Below are 18,318 nucleotides of genomic sequence, written 5' to 3' on the forward strand. Positions count from 1 at the left end.
CATAAAATTATCATCGAAAACAACACATAAATTAGTTTTTTCTTAAAAATCTAATTATTACACAAATAAAAAAATATTCAAATTTTCTATTTTTTGGTATATACTTAAAAATGAATTATTATATTTGTATATTAGGAGTGTATTTGTATGGAGAAGCTTAACAAAAGCGATATCATTCGCACCGTTCCACAAAATGGTTTCTTTGGACATCCAAAAGGGCTATTTACCCTATTCTTTACAGAATTTTGGGAGCGATTTTCTTACTATGGAATGAGAGCAATATTACTTTACTATATGTACTATTCCATTTCTAAAGGTGGCTTAGGGATGGATCACGCCACAGCTGCATCCATTATGGCTATCTATGGTTCGTTAGTTTACATGTCTGGCATTATTGGTGGGTGGATTGCTGACCGCCTATTAGGTTCAAGTAGAACAATATTTTGGGGTGGTGTTTTAATAATGATTGGTCATCTCATCTTAGCTCTACCAGGAACGGTTAGTACATTATTTATCTCAATGGTATTTTTAGTACTTGGAACAGGGTTATTAAAACCGAATGTATCTAGTATTGTTGGTGATTTATATAGTGAAACAGATACTCGTCGTGATTCAGGTTTCAGTATTTTCTATATGGGTATTAATTTAGGAGCACTATTATCTCCGTTTGTGATTGGAACACTCGGTCAAAAGTATAACTTCCACTTAGGTTTTGGTGTGGCAGCAATTGGTATGCTATTTGGATTAATTATGTATGTCCTTACGAAAAAGAAAAATCTAGGATTAGCAGGAACGCAAGTACCAAATCCTTTAACAGACAAGGAAAGAAAAAAGGTCCTTATACAGTTTAGCATTGGTATTATCGCAATTGCACTAGTTTGTGTGTTAACAATTCCAACAGGTATTTTAACGATTGATCGATTTACTTTACTTGTAAGTATCTTAGGTATTCTAATTCCAACAGGCTACTTTGTCTTTATGTACCGTAGTCCAAAGACGACAAAAGTTGAAAAATCTCGCTTAATTGCTTACATACCACTATTTATCGCTGCTACAATGTTCTGGGCGATTCAAGAGCAGGGAGCCATCATCTTAGCTAGTTATGCTGATCAACGTACGCAGTTAAACTTTGCAGGATTGGAGGTTCAATCTTCATGGTTCCAATCATTAAACCCTATTTATATTGTTTTACTAGCACCAGTATTTGCTTGGCTTTGGGTAAAGCTGAATTCACGCCAACCAAGTACAGCAAATAAATTTGCTATCGGTTTATTATTTGCTGGTTTATCATTCTTAGTGATGATTATTCCTGCATATATCCATGGTACCGAATCCCTTGTTAGCCCAATTTGGTTAGTCATTAGTTTCCTTCTAGTCGTAATCGGGGAACTTTGTTTATCACCTGTAGGTTTATCTATTACTACAAAACTAGCTCCAGCAGCGTTCTCTGCTCAAACAATGAGTCTATGGTTTTTAACGAGTGCATCTGCACAAGCTATCAATGCGCAGCTTGTGCGATTATATAATCCTGAAACAGAGATTATTTATTTCGGTGTAATTGGCGGAGTATCCATTGTTTTAAGTGTTATTTTATATTTCATGGCTCCAAAGATTCAGGTACTTATGAAAGGGATTAAATAATAGAACTGTGCCAAAAACTTGTTACCATGCAGGTTTTTGTGCACAGTTTTTTTAGTGCTTTATCGTATGTAAAACTAGCTCCTTTTAAACGAAGAACAACAAAGGCAAATTGATCAGAAGTAAGTCATTTATCGATATGGATGATTAGGAGAAAACATTTACGGTAACCCCAAGTCGAGAATATTCCGATGCTAATATAGTTTATACAACTAACCCTATTTAATAGGTTAGTTTTGAAAGATGGAACTCCCGCATTCGAAAATGATGTACATAAGTTTTCCGAATGGGCAGCTTATTTTTTGTTTTGGGGTTACTTCAATATCTAAGCTAAATGCCTATGGAGCAAAACTAAAAAAAGACGCCAAATGGCGCCCCCAACTTGGGTTAATGAGGTTTTAGTTTTCCAATCTAAAGAAATATCGTATCAGCTCACAAAGAGAGTATATCATAACATCCAAGAGAAATAATATGCATTCTTACATATCGAAATAAATTTTGTATTCTTGCACTGACGGACCAGGAATAGCAAGATATGAAGCAAATAAGCGCTGTAAAAATATCAATTCATAGAAGCGATTAATTTCTGATATGACATGTTTTAATATCACAAAAGCCATCACTAAATGATGATTGCATGATGGCTTTTGTTGTTTTCTTATTTCTTTGTCTCATTGACCCATGTAACGATGTCCTGGATGACATACGCAGGAACATTGGAAGGGACTTCGTATTCATTAGGGTGACTGAATTCCCCGTCGCCCTCCGTGAAGATGTGATTCAATTTCGGATATTCTTTGAACTGAACATTACTGCGGCTTGAAAGCCCTTCTTGCCACCTCGTAAAATCGTCTTTTACAGTTACTTGATAATCACGTGCGCCTTGCAGAATCAGTAATGGCTCTTTTCGTGATTTCACTTCCTCAACTGGACGCCAACGAGTCACATCATACATGAAATGTGGAGAAGGATAATTATAGCCAGCTGGTGGGTGATTTGGATCAAAAGTAGGATCCTTAATATAAGCGAATTGTTTTTTTAGTTCATCAATAAAATCCTTAGGTGCCCCGAGGTACTGATACTGATCAAGGAGCATGTCAGTAAAAGGACGTGCAGGAGGTGCCATTAAAATACTTCCTCTTACAAGTGATGAAGGTGCTTTGCTTAGTATGCGCGGCATGGTGCCTGCTCCTTGGCTATGTCCGAGAATGAAAATGTTATCTGGATCAATGCCTTCCTGCTGCGCTGCTGATTTTGCTGCATATATGGCATCATCTGTAGTATCGCGGTCTAATGTAGCAGGTTCTGCACTCATTTTAAAACCGTGTTCTAAGGAACGTTTCTCGTAACGTAGCACTGCGATACCTCTTGATGAAAGACCAGCTGCAAGGTCTCTAAAGATTTTAGCTCCCATAAATGTACTGTCACGATCTTGTGGACCAGAACCGTGAACAAGAACCACAACAGGTACTTTTTCGCCAGGTTTATGTTTTGGAACCGTTAATGTGGCTGGTAACGGGTATGTAGTATTTCCAATTACGATTTCACGTTCTTGGTAGGAATCAGGTTGGTCATAACTAGGATGCGGGATGGTATAAGATTTCTGTGGCATCGTCCTTACGCCAACTTCATCAACTTTGCCGCCAGGCGTGAATTTAAGGAGTAGTGGAATAGTAGTTCCTTCGATAGCTCCTGGAATTTCAACCGTTTGATGGACTAAGTTTCGTTCTTTAATAACAGGTGTTCCCATGCTTGTAATCCTGCTCCCGCCACTTTGTGTCCACCAGTTTTGTAATATGTTTGCCGTAAACTTGGATTGAAAAGCAGCAGACGTTAACTGAAGTGCTTCTGCATATTTATCTTGCTGGAGATAGTCAAAAAATAATGACGTACGCTCCGTTAAAGAGAGTTGTTTCTTTTCTGCAGTTTGTGCCCCTTGTGTATCCGCATGAATGGTTGTTGTAAGCGGAAAAGAAGAAATACCTAAAGAAAAGAGTAGGGTAAAAGAAAGTGCTGATTTTTGTAACTTCTTTTTTTTCATCCTGTTTAACCTCCAAAATGTAATGGTATGAAATGGGTATGGTGATTAATGGAATGATTCCCTATTGGGGTTTCGGTATATGTATGGGTGAATCCTGCATACATATCATAAAAAGTCCGTATGAAAGAGTAGAATAGTTCAGCAATGGATGTATACATAAACCTTTGCTACATCATAGAAATCCATCGTTTTTCCAACAATGATTCCAATCTCGTTATGATGTCAGGGAAGAAAACAAGAGGAGAAGGAGGCATACGATGAAGAGATTTTTATGGTTCATTTCTACATTGTGCATGATTTTAGGATTGGTAACAGGGTGTAGTATAGCAAAGATGACACTGAAATTCCCGTTACAAGAAATGTAGCGGAGAAAGACCAGCAGAAAGGAAGCGAAACAAAGAGAAACAAAGCAAAATTAGAAAGAAGAGAATAGTTATGAGGCAGCAGCGTTCGTACCTGTAAAAAAGAAGAGTTTACGGGTAAACTGCAGTATCCAGAATTGGTCGAGCAAGCAATAAACCCAGTACCTGGGGAGAGTAAGAAACAAAATGCTAATAGAATTATCAAAGCTACGATACTGGATCATATCGATGGTGATACGTTTCGAGTGAAGTTAGCAAACGGTAAGGTAGAGGATGTGAGATTTCTATGTATTAAGATACGACTGAAGTACATCATCCAAGACTAGGGCTCCAACCATTCGGATTAGAAGGAGCGGCATTTACCGCAAAGTATGCGCCAGTGGGAAAAGAAGTAGAGTTAGAAATGGATGTAGGGGAACGTGATAAGTTTAAAAGATTAGTAGCCTACGTGTGGGTCGATGGACAACTCTTAAATCAAGTGCTGTGGAAAGGGGATTAGCGCGTGTTGCTTATATTTATCAGCCCAATACGAAGTATGTAGATTATTTGGAGAAGACGCAAAATTAAACACAAAAAGAAAAACGTGGCATATGGAGTGTGGAGGATTATGCTACATCAAAAGGGTAACAACTGAAAAAGTAACGTTTCCTATTAAAAATAGGAAGCGTTTTTTATATTGTGGTGTACTCGAACAGGCTAGAGCGACTATAGTGATGTAATTATGTTTTCTGTGTAATACTATGATATCATGCTTTTACAGATACAAAAAAAGGAGCTGTTAGTAAAGCTAACTGCTCCAGATCAAGGAATCTCCAAGGGGAAAGGAGAAAGACTAAGGACTTTAAATGAGTTTTGGCTAATGCCTATCCCTATTATTGACGGAATAATAAGTTTTATTCAATCGTAACGAAAGTAATGTGTAAGTATGTTACAAGAATAGTCCAATACCTATCCATGCAACTCCTAATATAGACAATGATTCGATAATAATTAAACGTTTAGCCTCATCTTGTTTTGGCGTAGTTAGCTTCCTAATTAGGGAGAATAGTCCACTTATTCCACACAAAGTAAGAGCTAATAGTAGTAAAGTACTTGTCATCCTGATCACTCCTAGTATTTGGATATTCTTATTGTATACCAAGCTACAGACTGAAAAATAGTAATGTTATTGTATCTTTTCTATGAAGTATGTAAAGTGTGACGTGAATCTTCAATGGATAGAGGTCGTGTAAGGTAACTTTCAGTATTAGAAGTATGAATATTGCGTGAAAGGAATGCAGACTGTTGAAAATATAAAAAACGTATAGTACAATAAGGGTGTAAGCTAGATTATAACGAACAAGAAGTCGGGTGGTTCTGATTCTCGTTCTATTGATAGGTCGTAAGCTTCTTGAAAAGTCTTGGTTTGGTCACCAAGGCTTTTTTCGTACGCAGACAGGAATAAAAGCACTGCATGTCGCAATACTATATAGAGTAGTAATCTGGGTTTCAACGTCTTTGCACTTCAAAATGATACTGCATTGGTCGTGTGCAATGAAAGTATGGTCAGTACTTCACCTTGGAACCCAATCATAACTACAAACTGGTCTTAGTGTCGCTACTTATAGCGGCACTTTTTTATTTAAGAAGATGTCTTACATATTCAGTTATACCCTTACCTATTTCACTTTTGGTGAAATAGTAATGTATATTTCTAAGGAAACTGAATGCTGTAACGATTGTGCCAAAAGAAAAAAGACGCTTACGTTTCTTTTCTCTCTCTGAACGTTTACGGGTGGTTCTAGTATTCTCCACGTTCTATTGTCACCTCCTCTAAAAAGAGAAGGGCAAAGACGGCACATATTCAGTGTACAGTGTTTGACAAATCTCTACAAGAACTTATTTTCTGGTATGGAACATTCGAATATGTAGGATCAATTTCGAGTAAGATGTTTGAAGAAAAGTACAAAGGTTATATGTACTGATTCTCTTTTACTAGATAAATAGTATCAGTGGATTTAAGATTTTTTCATGTTGTAATTAAGCTAAGTTAATGGAAGGAATTGGATGGTTCATAACATAATACATAATAGATTCAAACTACGAGAAATCGAAGAAAATGATTGGAAGGATATACATATATACACATCGCAGTCCATTGTGTACCGATACCAAGCATGGTGCCATAATTCGGAAACGGAAACAAAAGAATTTGTAAACCAAGTTCTTCAAGATGCAAGTAAGGTCCAGAGAAGTCGATTTTCTTTTGCATTGGTTGAATTGGAGTACGAAAGAGTGGTAGGGGCAGGTGCGATTATGATTCGAGATTTTACTAATAGGGAGGGAGAAATAAGGTATAACATAAATCCAGATTATTGGGGAAAGGGAGTTGCAACGGGAGTAGCAAGGTTGCTGATTACATTTGGATTTGAGAAATTAAATCTTCATCGTATTATCATGATGAATGCGAATGCTGATGTACGGGTTTGCACTTACATGAAGCAGAAAGTACACAGAATGTGGTTACACCGATTGGTAAAGTAGGGGGGGAATGTGACTTGAAAAACAGCTATATAAAGGGATTTACAATAAATCACTTTATATAGCTGTTTACATAACATATCTAATAGGGATTTATAAAAAACAAGTGAATAAATCTCAAAACGAAAAAAATACTTATATCATTGAGACGGAAAGAGAAATTTAGTAGTTACATTTTGAAATTTGCATTTAAATAATATTTAGCAGAATGCTTAGCTAAACCGGCTATAATGAAAAGAATTAAAGGAAATGCTCTATTTCGACATCACAACAATTAAATTTTGTAAAATACACCATCTATTTAGTCTTAAGGAGTTAAAGTAAACTGTTTCGCATTAAAATGTTATATATTAGATATGTTCTATAAGCAATCGTTTATAATATTAATATGTATAGCTGAACGTACCAGAAACTAAAAGATATTTATACTGATGAAAGGTAGGGTATATGATGCCTTTATAAAAGCGTGAAAAAATAATCATTAACAACTTCGCACGAAATACCAATTTTACGAACAATAAGATAGTTAAATAAAAATCTAATACAGTATTTAGGGATTTTAAGCTCGTTAGCATGAATCTCTTTATATTTGTATGTGCCTATATAATTCATGCTTTATATAGAAATCATTAAATGCTAAGTTAGTCATTAATATTTTTTATAGTAAATTACATTTTAATTTATAAGATTTTTTCTTAAGTTCATCTAATTAACCCCTCATAATCATGCTTAAATTAGCCAATTCATGTTAGATAACGAATTTTAAACTGTTTTCATATATTGATTATTTGTATGAATTTATATATAAAAATTGTTTTATTTTACATACATTTATATGTAGTTTTTACACTAATTTTTATCGTTTTATACAAATTTATCACTTAATTAGCTATAATTTTCATTTGACTAACTACACATACCATTCAGTTTTGAGCATATTTTAGTATTCCATAATTTAATTATGTAAATAAGTTTGTGTAAAAATTGAATTTAACGCGAACTTGTGTTCGCTTCCGTTTTCTGTTATATTATATATGAGGTGATTTTTATGGACTACAGCAAGCAACGTCAAAAATCCGTACATCGTAAAAAATTATATGAAAATCTAAATGAAATGCCCTTTTACATAGAAGAATTTGTGGAGTACAAAGAATTGCATGATGCCTCTCCCTCCACCCTACTCAATTATGTATATGATTTTAGAGTCTTCTTTAATTGGCTATTATCTGAACAAGTTATTGAATTAAAACCCATTAAAGACATATCCTTCGCTGATTTGGAGAATTTAAAGAAAAAAGATGTTGAAAACTTTATGAGATTTCTAAAACTACAACAGAACATGCAGAATTCTTCTGTTAACAGGAAAATTTCAGCCTTAAAATCTTTATTTAAATACCTTACCTCCCTATCAGAGAACGAAGATGGAGAATGTTATTTTTATAGAAATGTAATGGCTAAAATTGAAATACATAAAGATAAAGAAACATTAAATGCCCGTGCAAAACGTATGAGATCTAAAATATTTCATAATAATGATGATCAAGAGTTTTTAAATTACGTTAAGTATGAGCACGAAAAATCTTTAACAAAACATCAGTTGTTCTATTTCCTAAGAGATAAAGATCGCGACGTAGCAATCCTCTCCCTTTTTCTTGGCAGTGGCATTCGTGTAAGTGAATTGGCGGATCTTCGTATGGAAGATATAAACTTAAAAGAAAGACTCATTGATGTAATCCGAAAAGGGAACAAAGAAGATTCTGTATGGATTACCCCAATTGCATTAAATGATCTAGAAAAATATATGGAAATTCGAGATAACAAATATGCTCCAGGGAAAGAATTAAAAAATGTGTTTTTATCGAAGTATAAACATACTGCACAGCCTCTTTCGGTTAGGGCTATCCAAGATATCGTAGAAAAATATACTAAGGCCTACGGTAAAAGAATGTCTCCTCATAAATTAAGACATACATTGGCAAATAAATTATATATGGAAGAAAAAGACTCGTTACAAGTGATGCAGCAACTTGGGCATACGAGTCAAGATACAGCTTTGCTATATACACAACTTGGGGAAACAACTATTAAAGATAGTTTAGGCAGAATAGGAAAGAATAAGGAATAAAAGTTCAGCAATTTTACATTGTTGAACTTTTATCTTTTTACATACTTAAGTTGAGATTTAAACGCTATTTATTATTCGCTTTAAATTTGATTTTATTATGTAAAAAATACATAATTTGAATCCTTCTATAATTGGTATATAAATACTCTCTCTTGATGGATATAAATGAAAATTTTAGATTCCTACAATTGTTGGTTACGTTAAACTCGAATTTAATGTAAAATTGATAGTTTGAGGTATTTCCTCCCTTTTTTACAATAACGTTATTTTTGTACAAAGACATGAAAATAGATAATTTTTAGACAAGAAAGTGTTACTTTTATTTTATTAATAACTTTTTCAGACAGAACATCATCCCAAATGTTAATGGTTAGTCGTTTTTCGAACTGATGCTTAGTATATTCATATTTTTATTTCTATTTATAAAGTACCCACTCTCGTGTCTTTTTACAAAAACCAACGTTTCCAATTGAAGTTATAATAATTTATTATAAAATTCTCATATTTAACTGTATTGTAACATTCGAGATGCGCAAGCTATTAATTTATATGGTAACATTTACCTGTAAGGCGAATTATTAAAATAGGAGGCAGATTTATTATGAAAGCAAGAAAACCAAAATCATTTGTAAAACAATGTACAGGAATCGCGTTGGCCAGTATGATTGGATGTAGTGGTATTGGAGTTTTCGCAACAAGTGTAAGTGCTGCCGAGAATGCTAATCCAGCTCCTATGAACCAATCTCTTCAAGCAGAAGTGATGACAATTACACAGTTACAAGATGCTATTCAGCATAAAAATGATCCTTTTATTAATCAGGTGAAAATATTTATTGATAAACACAAGGCAGAATCAGAATTTTTATGGGGAAAAGTGAGTACTTCATTAAAAAACGACATTGTAGACCTGCTCACAGGTAACCAAAAAAATTACTCTAATAAAATCAATAGAGCCCTTGTAAAACATTTTAGAGAGGTCCCTAAATTATTGAAATTAGCAAGTCCAGAGTTTAAAAATGAAATTATTCAATTACTAAAATACTTATAAAAATGTATATTAAGGGTTTATATTTCAAAGGTTTTGATATTAGTATTTCCGTAAATTTGTATTTACAAAGCACCTTTCAGTTAATAAAATTTGTATATAAATATATAAAGAAGTTATTTGTATAGAATGGAAATAGGTTTAAATGCACATAGGGTAAATCAATCTATAGTGTATTCCAGCCATGGATACACTAAAAAACTCATGATCCCCCTTTTACTCAAGCTAGAAAGATGAAAAAAACCTGAAGATGAATCCTTTTTAAAAGGATTCATCTTCAGGTTTTATAATTATCTTTATCACACTTAGAATAAGTGGTGTCATAGTGCTAGAAGCTCCAATAACTTCAGATTTTTTCGTTTAGTCCCCAAATCTCATTTCTAATAACGTTATTACTTTATATAAAATTAACACGAAATAAGGACGTTAAGTAAACGCCTTTATTTATATTATATTTCTTCCTTTAAAATATCTCATGTCTGATGCTCCTAAATCCTGTTTTCGAGAGTGTAGCTTCATGTAGAAAACTTTGCAGCAGAACCAAAATTACTAAATATCGCCTAAATTCCTTTTTTATTTTATTTAGGAATAGCTGCTATACGTAAAGGTGCCCAATGGTATCCCGGTAGAGAAGTAGTTAGATAATAACTTTTATCACTTTTAGCATTTAATACAACCCAGCCATCATCTTCTCTAACTGTATTTATTAAAACACCTCTATCGTCAGCGTCTAAAGCCAAATAATGTTCTTTTCGCGTTGTACGTTGATCCTCAGAAAGATTAGGAGCAAATACAATTTGGACATCTTCTCTTGGTTTTATTCCAATTTCATAAGTCATACCATAATTTCCGTAGTTATATACCGTTTTATTATTAGATGCTTCATCTATACCTTTAGAGATATCATTGTCAGGAATCTTCCAAGGTGAATTTAAGTTATTGTTTTTAACGTGTGTATAACTAGGGCTAAAGCTAATTTGCTCACCTGCATATGCTCTCCATTTGAATGACTTTATAGCAGTAGGAAATAGCCCTCTTATTTGATGTCCATCGTCTTTCAGCACTGTATTCTCTTTAATCACACGACTTGGATCTCCTTTGCCATCATAGGTCGCATAAGTCTTTAGTTCAATTCCACCTGTTACATAATCATCATTTTCGTCAGTAATCGTAATATCATACATACCCGAGCCATAATATCTTTTTGCTACCGGAAACCCAACATACGTTGATTGATTTTTTGATAATGTCGCATACTTATAAGTCTTGTGGCTAGACTCTAAATATTTTTGGAGGACTTCTTGTCCTAATTTGGCACCATCACGACTTTCTACGTGAGCACGTTTTTTGAAGTTGACATTTATCTTTTTCCCAGACGTATTCTTGATATAGAAACCGACGTAATTTTCTGAATCATTATAGTTTTGGTGTGCCCAATAAACACGAAACTTACCAGTCCGATTTACTTCCGTACTATAAGCTAAAATACCCTGACGATTAAACATTTCAGGACTATTACTAACAAATAGGGGCCATTTCGTATTATCCTCAAACTCTAAAGATCTTGATACATTAGTGTAATCTTTTGGGTAGGAAATAACATTGTCTAAATCATAAGATGATCTCAGAAGAGATTTACTAGATCGGTTGTTTTGAACTTCAGTTAAAACACTAAAATTGGTATTTTTACCTTTATTATCCTCGAAAGAATCAGTTTCTGCCTGAGCAACACTATAAGAACTAGAAATTATGAATAGGGATAATACTGTTGGGACCAACTTTTTAAATACTTTCATACTAAAATTCCTTTCTCTACCTATTTTTATTAAAAATACTACTTCTGATTGTTAACGCTTACATTCCTGCTACATGCAAATGATATGCTTCCTCCCATACCTGTTAAAGCTAAATTGATTGCTGGAATAACTAACATTTTCTACATAATAAAAATCCCCCTTAATAATTTTTTCTGTTCACAAAACAAACTTAACACATTTTACAAATAATGTTAGTTATTTAAATTTGATAAAATAATATTTTAATATTCTGTAATTCAAATTAAATATAGTTAATAGAATTATATAGACTTTTCTTAATGGATGTGTGGCCTCATAAAGAAATTCACAATTGATTGATTTTTTTAAAAATAAGTTAAAATTAATCAAATAATGTTGCTAGTTTGCTATGATGGTAATAAATAGGATTAGGATACTTCTATGAGAGGCAGGAAGTTATCATGAGTATTTCAGTAAAGAGGAGACGTTATCTGTACAGAAACTTGTTAAATTTTTTATTATATTGTACTTTAAGTTTTTTATATATTTAACAATTTATTTCATCGCTATAAAACCTGCTATTATTACTGCAACATCAATTGATTATAATAGGCTGCAATTTGTTACACTATTACTTCTACATATTTTAGTTTCTATGGTAAATGGTTTAATAATAAAAAGATTAATTCGTCACAATTCTAGATCATCCGATTCTATTGCAAACGAAAGTTTTTTATTTATATTTAGTCATATTTTTACTGCACTTATTCTCTTTTTTATTATATCTATTTAGACTGTTAAACGAGTACCAAGTAAGATGGTATTTTTTAAAATTTTTAGCGAATGATTACGGAGAAATGTTGAAAGGCATATCACAACGAAAGTATAGTTTTTTTCAGTGTGATAAAGGAAGAGATATAGCCATTATAAGCCTCATTTTAGGCACTGGGCTTCGAGTTTCTGAGGTAGCTAGTCTTACTATCTCTAGTATAAACTTCCGTCAGGGTACCATAAAAGTGACTCGTAAAGGTAATAAAAGATCTTCTATATTAGCCACTCGCTCTTGCTTAGACGATGTTCAAGAATATATAAAGGTCCGTCCTAGTAAATATAACTGCCCTCAAGATGAAGACTTACTTTTCGCAACAAATTATAAAGGGAAATATACGCAGTTAACTGTTAGAGCTATACAGAAGTTATGTGACAAATATTCAAGTGCATTTGATGAGAAGCGTAGCCCTCATAAACTACGACACACATATGCTACAATCATTATAAGGAAAACAAAGATCTTGTATTACTCCGAGATCAACTTGGTCATACATCTGTGGAAGTTACTAGTATCTATACAAATATTAATAATGAGAAGAAACGTGAGGCTGTTGATCGCTTGAAAAGAAGACAATTTGAATGAAAATACTAATAATTGCACAAAATCAACATTTTGTGCAATTATTTAGAGGAAGCTACATTGTTATAGCTTCCTCCTCTTCATCAAAGTACCTAATAAAATCTCTTCACTTTTTATCTCATCCAAACAAATTGTCTGAAAATTATTCAACCTCACTAGATAAGATATTCTTCCTAAGATATAAATAAAGTTCCTGAAACGACCATTTTCGGTTCTTGTAAAAAATAATAAGATACAAATTAGATCCAATTTAATTATCAAATATAGTTAACTTTCTCTATTTTGAGGATTTTTTCAGGGGAAATACAGATGTCTTCTTTCAGAAAAACCATATAGTTTTCATCTGGTCCCCAGTAACCCGTTCGCTTGAATAGAATGTACTCAATTGCCTTTAGAACATGGCTTGTTGGTTCAAAAGAGTTAATATCTCCATAGTTTACAAGTAGTGATAGTTTTAATGGTTTAGCCTTTTCTTTCCATTTATAAACTATCTCTGGCATTTTAATTAGCTTACCTATATCCCATATAAACTCAGGACATTCTCGAATATGACTTACATTATTATTATTCTCAGCATCTTCATTTATCAAAAAACCATTTATGCATTTATCATTTTTAAAGCGGTGGAACAGTAGTTCTTCCTTATATTCTTTTCCTTTAAATTCAAGTAAAGGAGGAGAATCATCCTGATAGCATACTTTTATTCCGCATTCTTCTAAAAAACCAGAAAAAATGTCATCTTTAATAACTGATTCTAAATTTAATATCCCTTTTTCTCGAAAACTATTATCATCCAGAGCAGAGGTTAAATGAAACATCACTAATTTATCAGGAATAATTTCATTTTCATTTAAATCAAAATAAGTTAGTATATCTTCAATAGTAAGATCATTGTAATTCCATAGGCCATCATTATTAGTTATTCGATATTTGTTGCTATCTATAAATGAATTTAAAATCTCTTCCTTAGTTTTAAGCAATGTAGAAAGTGACTTTGTTGTGGTTTCAACACTTGAACAATTTAGTATTCTCATTTTTTTCTCCTCTAATATTTATCTTGTTTTTTTATTTGCTCCTTTAACCGCATTATATAGTGCACTTTGTCCGATATGCGTTTTTAGATTTCTTTAAATTTAGGTCTTGATAACGTAAGAAATTCGCGTTTTGTTGGTGCTACTTTATAACAAAGTACTTCCTTCTTTAATAAAGCTCATCACAGCTGCATACACCTCTACAACTAATTATAAGAATCCCTATCATTTTTTTCTTCCAATGAAATGTGTTTGTTATACCATTTATTTATTTTTCCTTTGTAATACTTTTCGACTTCGTAATCCGGAATCCAAATTTCACAATCATAGATTTTACTCATAACACTTTCTAAAACATTCTCATGTTCTCTCGGTTTTAATCTACGGTTATGAACCTTAATCTTCTCTCTATATAAGCTTCTCTTAGCCAAGTTGATATGTTTTCACGCTGTTTTTGCTTTAGGTGAGACCATTTCTTATTAGTTTGTAGTAATTGTCCCTTAGGATTCCTTGTGTGATTCTTCATTGGACGCTACCTCCCCTACTTTATTTTTACTTATTTCTTATTTGAACCGAAAACACAGCGCATTCCAAATCGAGTCACAGCATATGTCGTGCCAATTTTACGGATTGAGCCTTTTGGGAAATCATTTATCCTTTTACGTAATGTTGATGATTCAATTCCCCACTCTTCTATTGCATCCGTACTACTCATAATTTCGTTATTCAATAGATTGAGGTCTCCCCAATCAACATCTTCAAAATTAAATCCATCCATCTCTAACTGCTGCAGCATGTCTCTTTCGTCTCCTTTTACCGCAAACAAATTATGATCCTCTCCCTGATGGACTTCTTCTAACACTTCTACGTTTAGATACTCATTGTCAGTTACCTCAATCGTACTATTCTCAGATATATAATAGTAGCTACCTTCTTTAACTTTGAATATAGCCTTATTCCATATACCATCTGCACTAGTACCTTCAAAAATCCGTTCCGCTTTCATATTAATCCATTCCCCTTTCACGCAAACGTGATACAATCCGACTCACTTCAACTATATCACGTTTGCGTGAATTACTAAAACAAGAGTTATGATTCAAATATAAGTAGGTGTATAAAGACAATAAAGTTATTTAACTTTAATACCTAAAACAAGCATAACCCCGTACTAAATTTAGGACGGGGTTAAAATATAGTTATTTAATTTTCGATATCAGATACTTCACTGTACTCAAAAATATAACAATAAAGTCGTTTGGAAATCTAAGGTTTATTCAATAATAGCGCGCGATCCTGGAAAATTTAAAAAACGTTTATTTTTCTTTTAACATTGAATACTTTTGATAAGTTTTATAGAAGCTGATACCAATGAAAACAAGCATAAGGGCTGGAAGCAACCTCAAAAGGATAAATGGAGTTTCAAATAATAATGCTTTCCAAAACAATGCACCTTTCATACTCCAAAGACCTTCAGTTAAATATAAACCTGAATTCTTGTAAAGCATATGAAAATAAGGCAATAACAGTATACCAATACCAGATGAATAACCCATCAATCTTTTATAATAATTGCTCTTTGATTGGCGATCCGAGAAGATTTCATTTTGATCATCATCATCTTTTTGCCAATATCGAGTTCCACTAAGCCAGGGCCCCTTTATATAGTTCCAACCGAAATCTTCATATATCCCTCTGTAATCTTTAAACTTTTTCTTTGACAAGTAATCTTGATAATCCAGTCGCATCACATATCTCTTGTCGGTTTTTTCGAAAGTGTATATTCCTAGTCCACTAATATTTGTACAACGATAGCCCTTTTGTAATTGCTCGTTCAGCCATTGCTCCTCTTTTCCAATATCAAAAAATATCTTAAATTTCTTCATTAGATTCACTTCTTTCGTACAGAGATAAAATATGTAATAACCTGTTTTGTTCCATTTTCAAAATGGCGCTTCCTTCTGCAGTTATCATATAAACTTTTCTTCGACCCAACTCTCCAACAGGTTCAATCCAACCATGCTTATTCAAGTTTTCAATCGCACCGTATAATGTACCAGCTGCTAAAATGACAGTACCTTTACTTATCTTTTCTATCTTCTGCATTACGGCATAGCCATGGAGTGGCTCACGCATAGCTAATAAAATATAATGCATTGTTTCAGACAACGGTAATAATTTATGTTTCATATCCTCACCCTTTATTCAGTTCGACTATATAGTTCAACTTAATAATAACGTAATACAGTTCAACTGAATAGTCAACAACATTTTCAAAATTAGTCAAAGGAACTTAAAATAAATAGCTTGATAACAAGGGGAAATCAAGCTAAAAAGTCACTTTCCTTACGTAAGGAAAAGCGACTTTTTGTGTAGTCTTATTCAATTAAATGGCTCAATTGTTGAAAAACATGACCAGCATTTTTTAAATAACTTTATTATGTTTTAAACGAATTTATTGTAAATTAATCAACTTTATTATCTCTGGACAGTAGGACGCTTTAATTAACTGTTTTTTCTGAATTTTATTGAAAAATAAAAATAAAATAGTTAAATACAAAGGGGGTTGTTACAATGGTAATATATAACATTAGCATACTTCTATAGGATGGAGGAATATATAATGATTGTTTCAGTAAAGGGGAACGAGCAAGTTACCAAAATGTTAAATGACTGGTATATAGAGATACGTGCCAGACATGTAGGAAAGGCACATAATTTAAAACTTGAGATTGATCAAAAAATACATAACATCGAAGAAGATCAAAACCTACTTTTATACTATGCTCTTTTAGACTTTCGTCATCAATATATGCTTGATAGTTTAAGTATTGGAAAAGATAGTTTTGATAAAGTAGATTCATTAGGTGTACCTGCAGATCAGTTTCTACAATACTACTACCACTTCTTTAAAGCTATTCATTCAAATATTACAGGTGATTTCACATGTGCAAAAGAACATTATAATCAAGCTGAATTACTCTTAAAACACATTTCCGATGAAATTGAGCATGCTGAATTCTATTTTAAATTATCAACTTTCCATTATCATATTTATAAACCGCTTGCTGCAATTAAAGAAGCTACCAAAGCAAAGGATATCTTTAAAAAGCATGCAGGATATGAAACTAATATTGGGTTATGTGATAATTTAATTGGATTAGCTTGTACTCATTTAAAACAATTTGAGGAAGCTGAAGAACATTTCATTACAGCTATTAATACATTCAAAAAATCTGGTGAAGAAAAGAATATCACGTTTGTACGCCATAACTTAGGTTTAATGTATTCAGGTCAAAATTTATCTGAACTAGCAATACGATACCTCTCTGAAGTAACACAAGAACTCCCTAAAGATTATAAAGCAATTTTTATTAAAGCTAGGGAACATATGAAAATCGGTGAGTCCAAAGAAACTTCTAATCTTATAGTGAAAGGCTTAGAGATTTGTAAAGAGCTAAAGAATGAAGAATACGAACATCACTTTTTAATTTTAGAAAAATTAAATCAAAAGGTCTCTGCTGACGAATTAGAGAAGACAATTAAAACAGGAATCTCTTATTTTGAGAGAGAAAACCTACATGAGTACGTACAGGAATACGCTAAAAAATTAGCAGTTTTATTCCACCAAGAAAATAACCGTTCAAAAGCAAGCGATTATTTTTATCTTAGCCATCAAGCAGAAGAACAAAACTTTGAAATGGAGGCTTTAAAATGAAAAAAGTAATGTCTAGCTTAATTGGATTAACAGCCGTATTCACGTTTATGTTTAACGCTAGCAATGTAACTGATACACAAAAAGCTCTTAGCGAGGATAAAATCGTACAATATGCTCACGGCCATACTGGTGGATGATAAATAAACAAAGGTCTTCACTTCATTGTGAGGGCTTTTATTTTTATATGGGATCTCTGCGTAAGAATAACAATATATTAAAATCCTAAAATTTTAATATATCAAAAATGTTATAATTATACCGTTCTTTTTGCATCCATAAGAATGATCTAAAAAGATTAGAACATTTAAAGAGAGGAAGAAACTATTAATGCATACACAAGAAAATTTTTATAAGAAGTTAATAGAGGGAAAAAGATTAGTAACGATATTTTTACTAAACGGAGTAAGAGTACCTGGAATCATTATCGCTGTTGATAAATTTTCAGTGCTAGTTTCTAGTCACGGAAAGCAACAATTCATTTACAAACAGGCTATTTCAACAGTTTCTTTATGAGGGGTACCGTCAGCATTTCGGAAAAAAAACACGCTAAGTAAAAAATAAAATAAGCTGCCCATATGGACAGCTTATTTAGTCGGGTAAGCGGGGGGCATCGCTGCCCCCAACTCCCCTCAGAACCGTACGTGACAGTTTC

14 protein-coding genes and 4 pseudogenes are annotated in these 18,318 nt (G+C 32.9%); 10 read left to right on the top strand and 8 right to left on the bottom strand.

Annotation, left to right across the window (positions count from 1 at the left end; all coding sequences use genetic code 11):
* Positions 1 to 147: 147 nt before the first annotated feature.
* The gene (locus QO049_RS24975) at positions 148 to 1,641 is read left to right on the top strand and encodes a peptide MFS transporter (RefSeq protein ID WP_097861872.1); all 1,494 of its coding nucleotides are present in this window, start codon (positions 148 to 150) and stop codon (positions 1,639 to 1,641) included.
* Positions 1,642 to 2,296: 655 nt separating this feature from the next.
* Here QO049_RS24975 and QO049_RS24980 read toward each other — a convergent pair.
* The gene (locus QO049_RS24980; RefSeq protein WP_284489572.1) at positions 2,297 to 3,679 is read right to left on the bottom strand and encodes an alpha/beta hydrolase family protein; all 1,383 of its coding nucleotides are present in this window, start codon (positions 3,677 to 3,679) and stop codon (positions 2,297 to 2,299) included.
* A 717-nt stretch (positions 3,680 to 4,396) separates the two neighbouring features.
* On the opposite strand from QO049_RS24980, the pseudogene QO049_RS24985 reads away from it, so the two are divergent.
* Positions 4,397 to 4,540 (top strand): annotated as a pseudogene (locus tag QO049_RS24985) (thermonuclease family protein); the annotation flags it as partial.
* A gap of 429 nt (positions 4,541 to 4,969) precedes the next feature.
* Here QO049_RS24985 and QO049_RS24990 read toward each other — a convergent pair.
* Entirely contained in the window at positions 4,970 to 5,140 is a 171-nt protein-coding gene (locus tag QO049_RS24990) for a hypothetical protein (protein WP_000204757.1), read from the bottom strand.
* 947 nt (positions 5,141 to 6,087) lie between these two features.
* Between QO049_RS24990 and QO049_RS24995 the strand changes: the two genes are divergently transcribed.
* The 3 genes from QO049_RS24995 (at position 6,088) to QO049_RS25005 (ending at position 9,734) form a co-directional block, all read left to right on the top strand.
* Positions 6,088 to 6,564 (top strand): GNAT family N-acetyltransferase, encoded by a 477-nt coding sequence (locus tag QO049_RS24995; protein ID WP_284489573.1) that lies wholly within the window; start codon positions 6,088 to 6,090, stop codon positions 6,562 to 6,564.
* 1,045 nt (positions 6,565 to 7,609) lie between these two features.
* Complete coding sequence (gene xerS, locus QO049_RS25000; protein ID WP_000386619.1) at positions 7,610 to 8,686, top strand: tyrosine recombinase XerS; 1,077 nt, start codon at positions 7,610 to 7,612, stop codon at positions 8,684 to 8,686.
* Positions 8,687 to 9,287: 601 nt separating this feature from the next.
* On the top strand, positions 9,288 to 9,734 hold the full coding sequence (locus tag QO049_RS25005; RefSeq protein WP_088045666.1) for a hypothetical protein: 447 nt from the start codon (positions 9,288 to 9,290) through the stop codon (positions 9,732 to 9,734).
* Between the two features lie 575 nt (positions 9,735 to 10,309).
* Here the strand turns inward: QO049_RS25005 and QO049_RS25010 are convergent.
* Positions 10,310 to 11,527: a hypothetical protein gene (locus tag QO049_RS25010; RefSeq protein WP_284489574.1), complete on the bottom strand. Its 1,218-nt coding sequence runs from the start codon at positions 11,525 to 11,527 to the stop codon at positions 10,310 to 10,312.
* Positions 11,528 to 11,997: 470 nt separating this feature from the next.
* Between QO049_RS25010 and QO049_RS30800 the strand changes: the two are divergent.
* Both QO049_RS30800 and QO049_RS25015 read left to right on the top strand, forming a co-directional pair.
* A pseudogene (locus tag QO049_RS30800) lies at positions 11,998 to 12,299 on the top strand (hypothetical protein).
* Positions 12,300 to 12,330: 31 nt separating this feature from the next.
* Positions 12,331 to 12,920 (top strand): annotated as a pseudogene (locus tag QO049_RS25015) (tyrosine-type recombinase/integrase); the annotation flags it as partial.
* A 254-nt stretch (positions 12,921 to 13,174) separates the two neighbouring features.
* On the opposite strand, the gene QO049_RS25020 reads toward QO049_RS25015, so the two are convergent.
* From QO049_RS25020 to QO049_RS25040, 5 genes and pseudogenes are all read right to left on the bottom strand, one after another.
* On the bottom strand, positions 13,175 to 13,951 hold the full coding sequence (locus tag QO049_RS25020; RefSeq protein WP_098330007.1) for a hypothetical protein: 777 nt from the start codon (positions 13,949 to 13,951) through the stop codon (positions 13,175 to 13,177).
* Between the two features lie 203 nt (positions 13,952 to 14,154).
* Positions 14,155 to 14,474: pseudogene (locus QO049_RS25025) on the bottom strand (transposase).
* Between the two features lie 30 nt (positions 14,475 to 14,504).
* The gene (locus tag QO049_RS25030; protein ID WP_284489575.1) at positions 14,505 to 14,954 is read right to left on the bottom strand and encodes a helix-turn-helix domain-containing protein; all 450 of its coding nucleotides are present in this window, start codon (positions 14,952 to 14,954) and stop codon (positions 14,505 to 14,507) included.
* A 310-nt stretch (positions 14,955 to 15,264) separates the two neighbouring features.
* Complete coding sequence (locus QO049_RS25035) at positions 15,265 to 15,834, bottom strand: DUF2812 domain-containing protein (protein WP_284489576.1); 570 nt, start codon at positions 15,832 to 15,834, stop codon at positions 15,265 to 15,267.
* On the bottom strand, positions 15,821 to 16,138 hold the full coding sequence (locus tag QO049_RS25040) for a PadR family transcriptional regulator (protein WP_000681016.1): 318 nt from the start codon (positions 16,136 to 16,138) through the stop codon (positions 15,821 to 15,823). Before QO049_RS25040 ends, QO049_RS25035 begins: the two co-directional genes overlap by 14 nt.
* 433 nt (positions 16,139 to 16,571) lie before the next feature.
* Here QO049_RS25040 and QO049_RS25045 point away from each other — a divergent pair, with 433 nt between their 5' ends.
* From QO049_RS25045 to hfq, 3 genes are all read left to right on the top strand, one after another.
* Positions 16,572 to 17,666 (top strand): Rap family tetratricopeptide repeat protein, encoded by a 1,095-nt coding sequence (locus tag QO049_RS25045; RefSeq protein ID WP_246963616.1) that lies wholly within the window; start codon positions 16,572 to 16,574, stop codon positions 17,664 to 17,666.
* Positions 17,663 to 17,803 (top strand): hypothetical protein, encoded by a 141-nt coding sequence (locus QO049_RS25050; protein WP_000757474.1) that lies wholly within the window; start codon positions 17,663 to 17,665, stop codon positions 17,801 to 17,803. Before QO049_RS25045 ends, QO049_RS25050 begins: the two co-directional genes overlap by 4 nt.
* Positions 17,804 to 17,993: 190 nt before the next feature.
* Complete coding sequence (gene hfq, locus QO049_RS25055; RefSeq protein WP_000557411.1) at positions 17,994 to 18,179, top strand: RNA chaperone Hfq; 186 nt, start codon at positions 17,994 to 17,996, stop codon at positions 18,177 to 18,179.
* Positions 18,180 to 18,318: the final 139 nt, after the last annotated feature.

The sequence above is a fragment of the Bacillus sp. RB3 genome (assembly GCF_030164735.1).
GTDB classification, from domain to species: Bacteria; Bacillota; Bacilli; order Bacillales; family Bacillaceae_G; genus Bacillus_A; species Bacillus_A cereus.

What these genes read in the sequence shown, in the direction of transcription:
- QO049_RS24975 (WP_097861872.1), top strand. Translation starts at nt 148, where the DNA reads ATGGAGAAGCTTAACAAAAGCGATATCATTCGCACCGTTCCACAAAAT.
- QO049_RS24980 (WP_284489572.1), bottom strand. Translation starts at nt 3,679, where the DNA reads ATGAAAAAAAAGAAGTTACAAAAATCAGCACTTTCTTTTACCCTACTC.
- QO049_RS24990 (WP_000204757.1), bottom strand. Translation starts at nt 5,140, where the DNA reads ATGACAAGTACTTTACTACTATTAGCTCTTACTTTGTGTGGAATAAGT.
- QO049_RS24995 (WP_284489573.1), top strand. Translation starts at nt 6,088, where the DNA reads ATGGTTCATAACATAATACATAATAGATTCAAACTACGAGAAATCGAA.
- xerS (WP_000386619.1), top strand. Translation starts at nt 7,610, where the DNA reads ATGGACTACAGCAAGCAACGTCAAAAATCCGTACATCGTAAAAAATTA.
- QO049_RS25005 (WP_088045666.1), top strand. Translation starts at nt 9,288, where the DNA reads ATGAAAGCAAGAAAACCAAAATCATTTGTAAAACAATGTACAGGAATC.
- QO049_RS25010 (WP_284489574.1), bottom strand. Translation starts at nt 11,527, where the DNA reads ATGAAAGTATTTAAAAAGTTGGTCCCAACAGTATTATCCCTATTCATA.
- QO049_RS25020 (WP_098330007.1), bottom strand. Translation starts at nt 13,951, where the DNA reads ATGAGAATACTAAATTGTTCAAGTGTTGAAACCACAACAAAGTCACTT.
- QO049_RS25030 (WP_284489575.1), bottom strand. Translation starts at nt 14,954, where the DNA reads ATGAAAGCGGAACGGATTTTTGAAGGTACTAGTGCAGATGGTATATGG.
- QO049_RS25035 (WP_284489576.1), bottom strand. Translation starts at nt 15,834, where the DNA reads ATGAAGAAATTTAAGATATTTTTTGATATTGGAAAAGAGGAGCAATGG.
- QO049_RS25040 (WP_000681016.1), bottom strand. Translation starts at nt 16,138, where the DNA reads ATGAAACATAAATTATTACCGTTGTCTGAAACAATGCATTATATTTTA.
- QO049_RS25045 (WP_246963616.1), top strand. Translation starts at nt 16,572, where the DNA reads ATGATTGTTTCAGTAAAGGGGAACGAGCAAGTTACCAAAATGTTAAAT.
- QO049_RS25050 (WP_000757474.1), top strand. Translation starts at nt 17,663, where the DNA reads ATGAAAAAAGTAATGTCTAGCTTAATTGGATTAACAGCCGTATTCACG.
- hfq (WP_000557411.1), top strand. Translation starts at nt 17,994, where the DNA reads ATGCATACACAAGAAAATTTTTATAAGAAGTTAATAGAGGGAAAAAGA.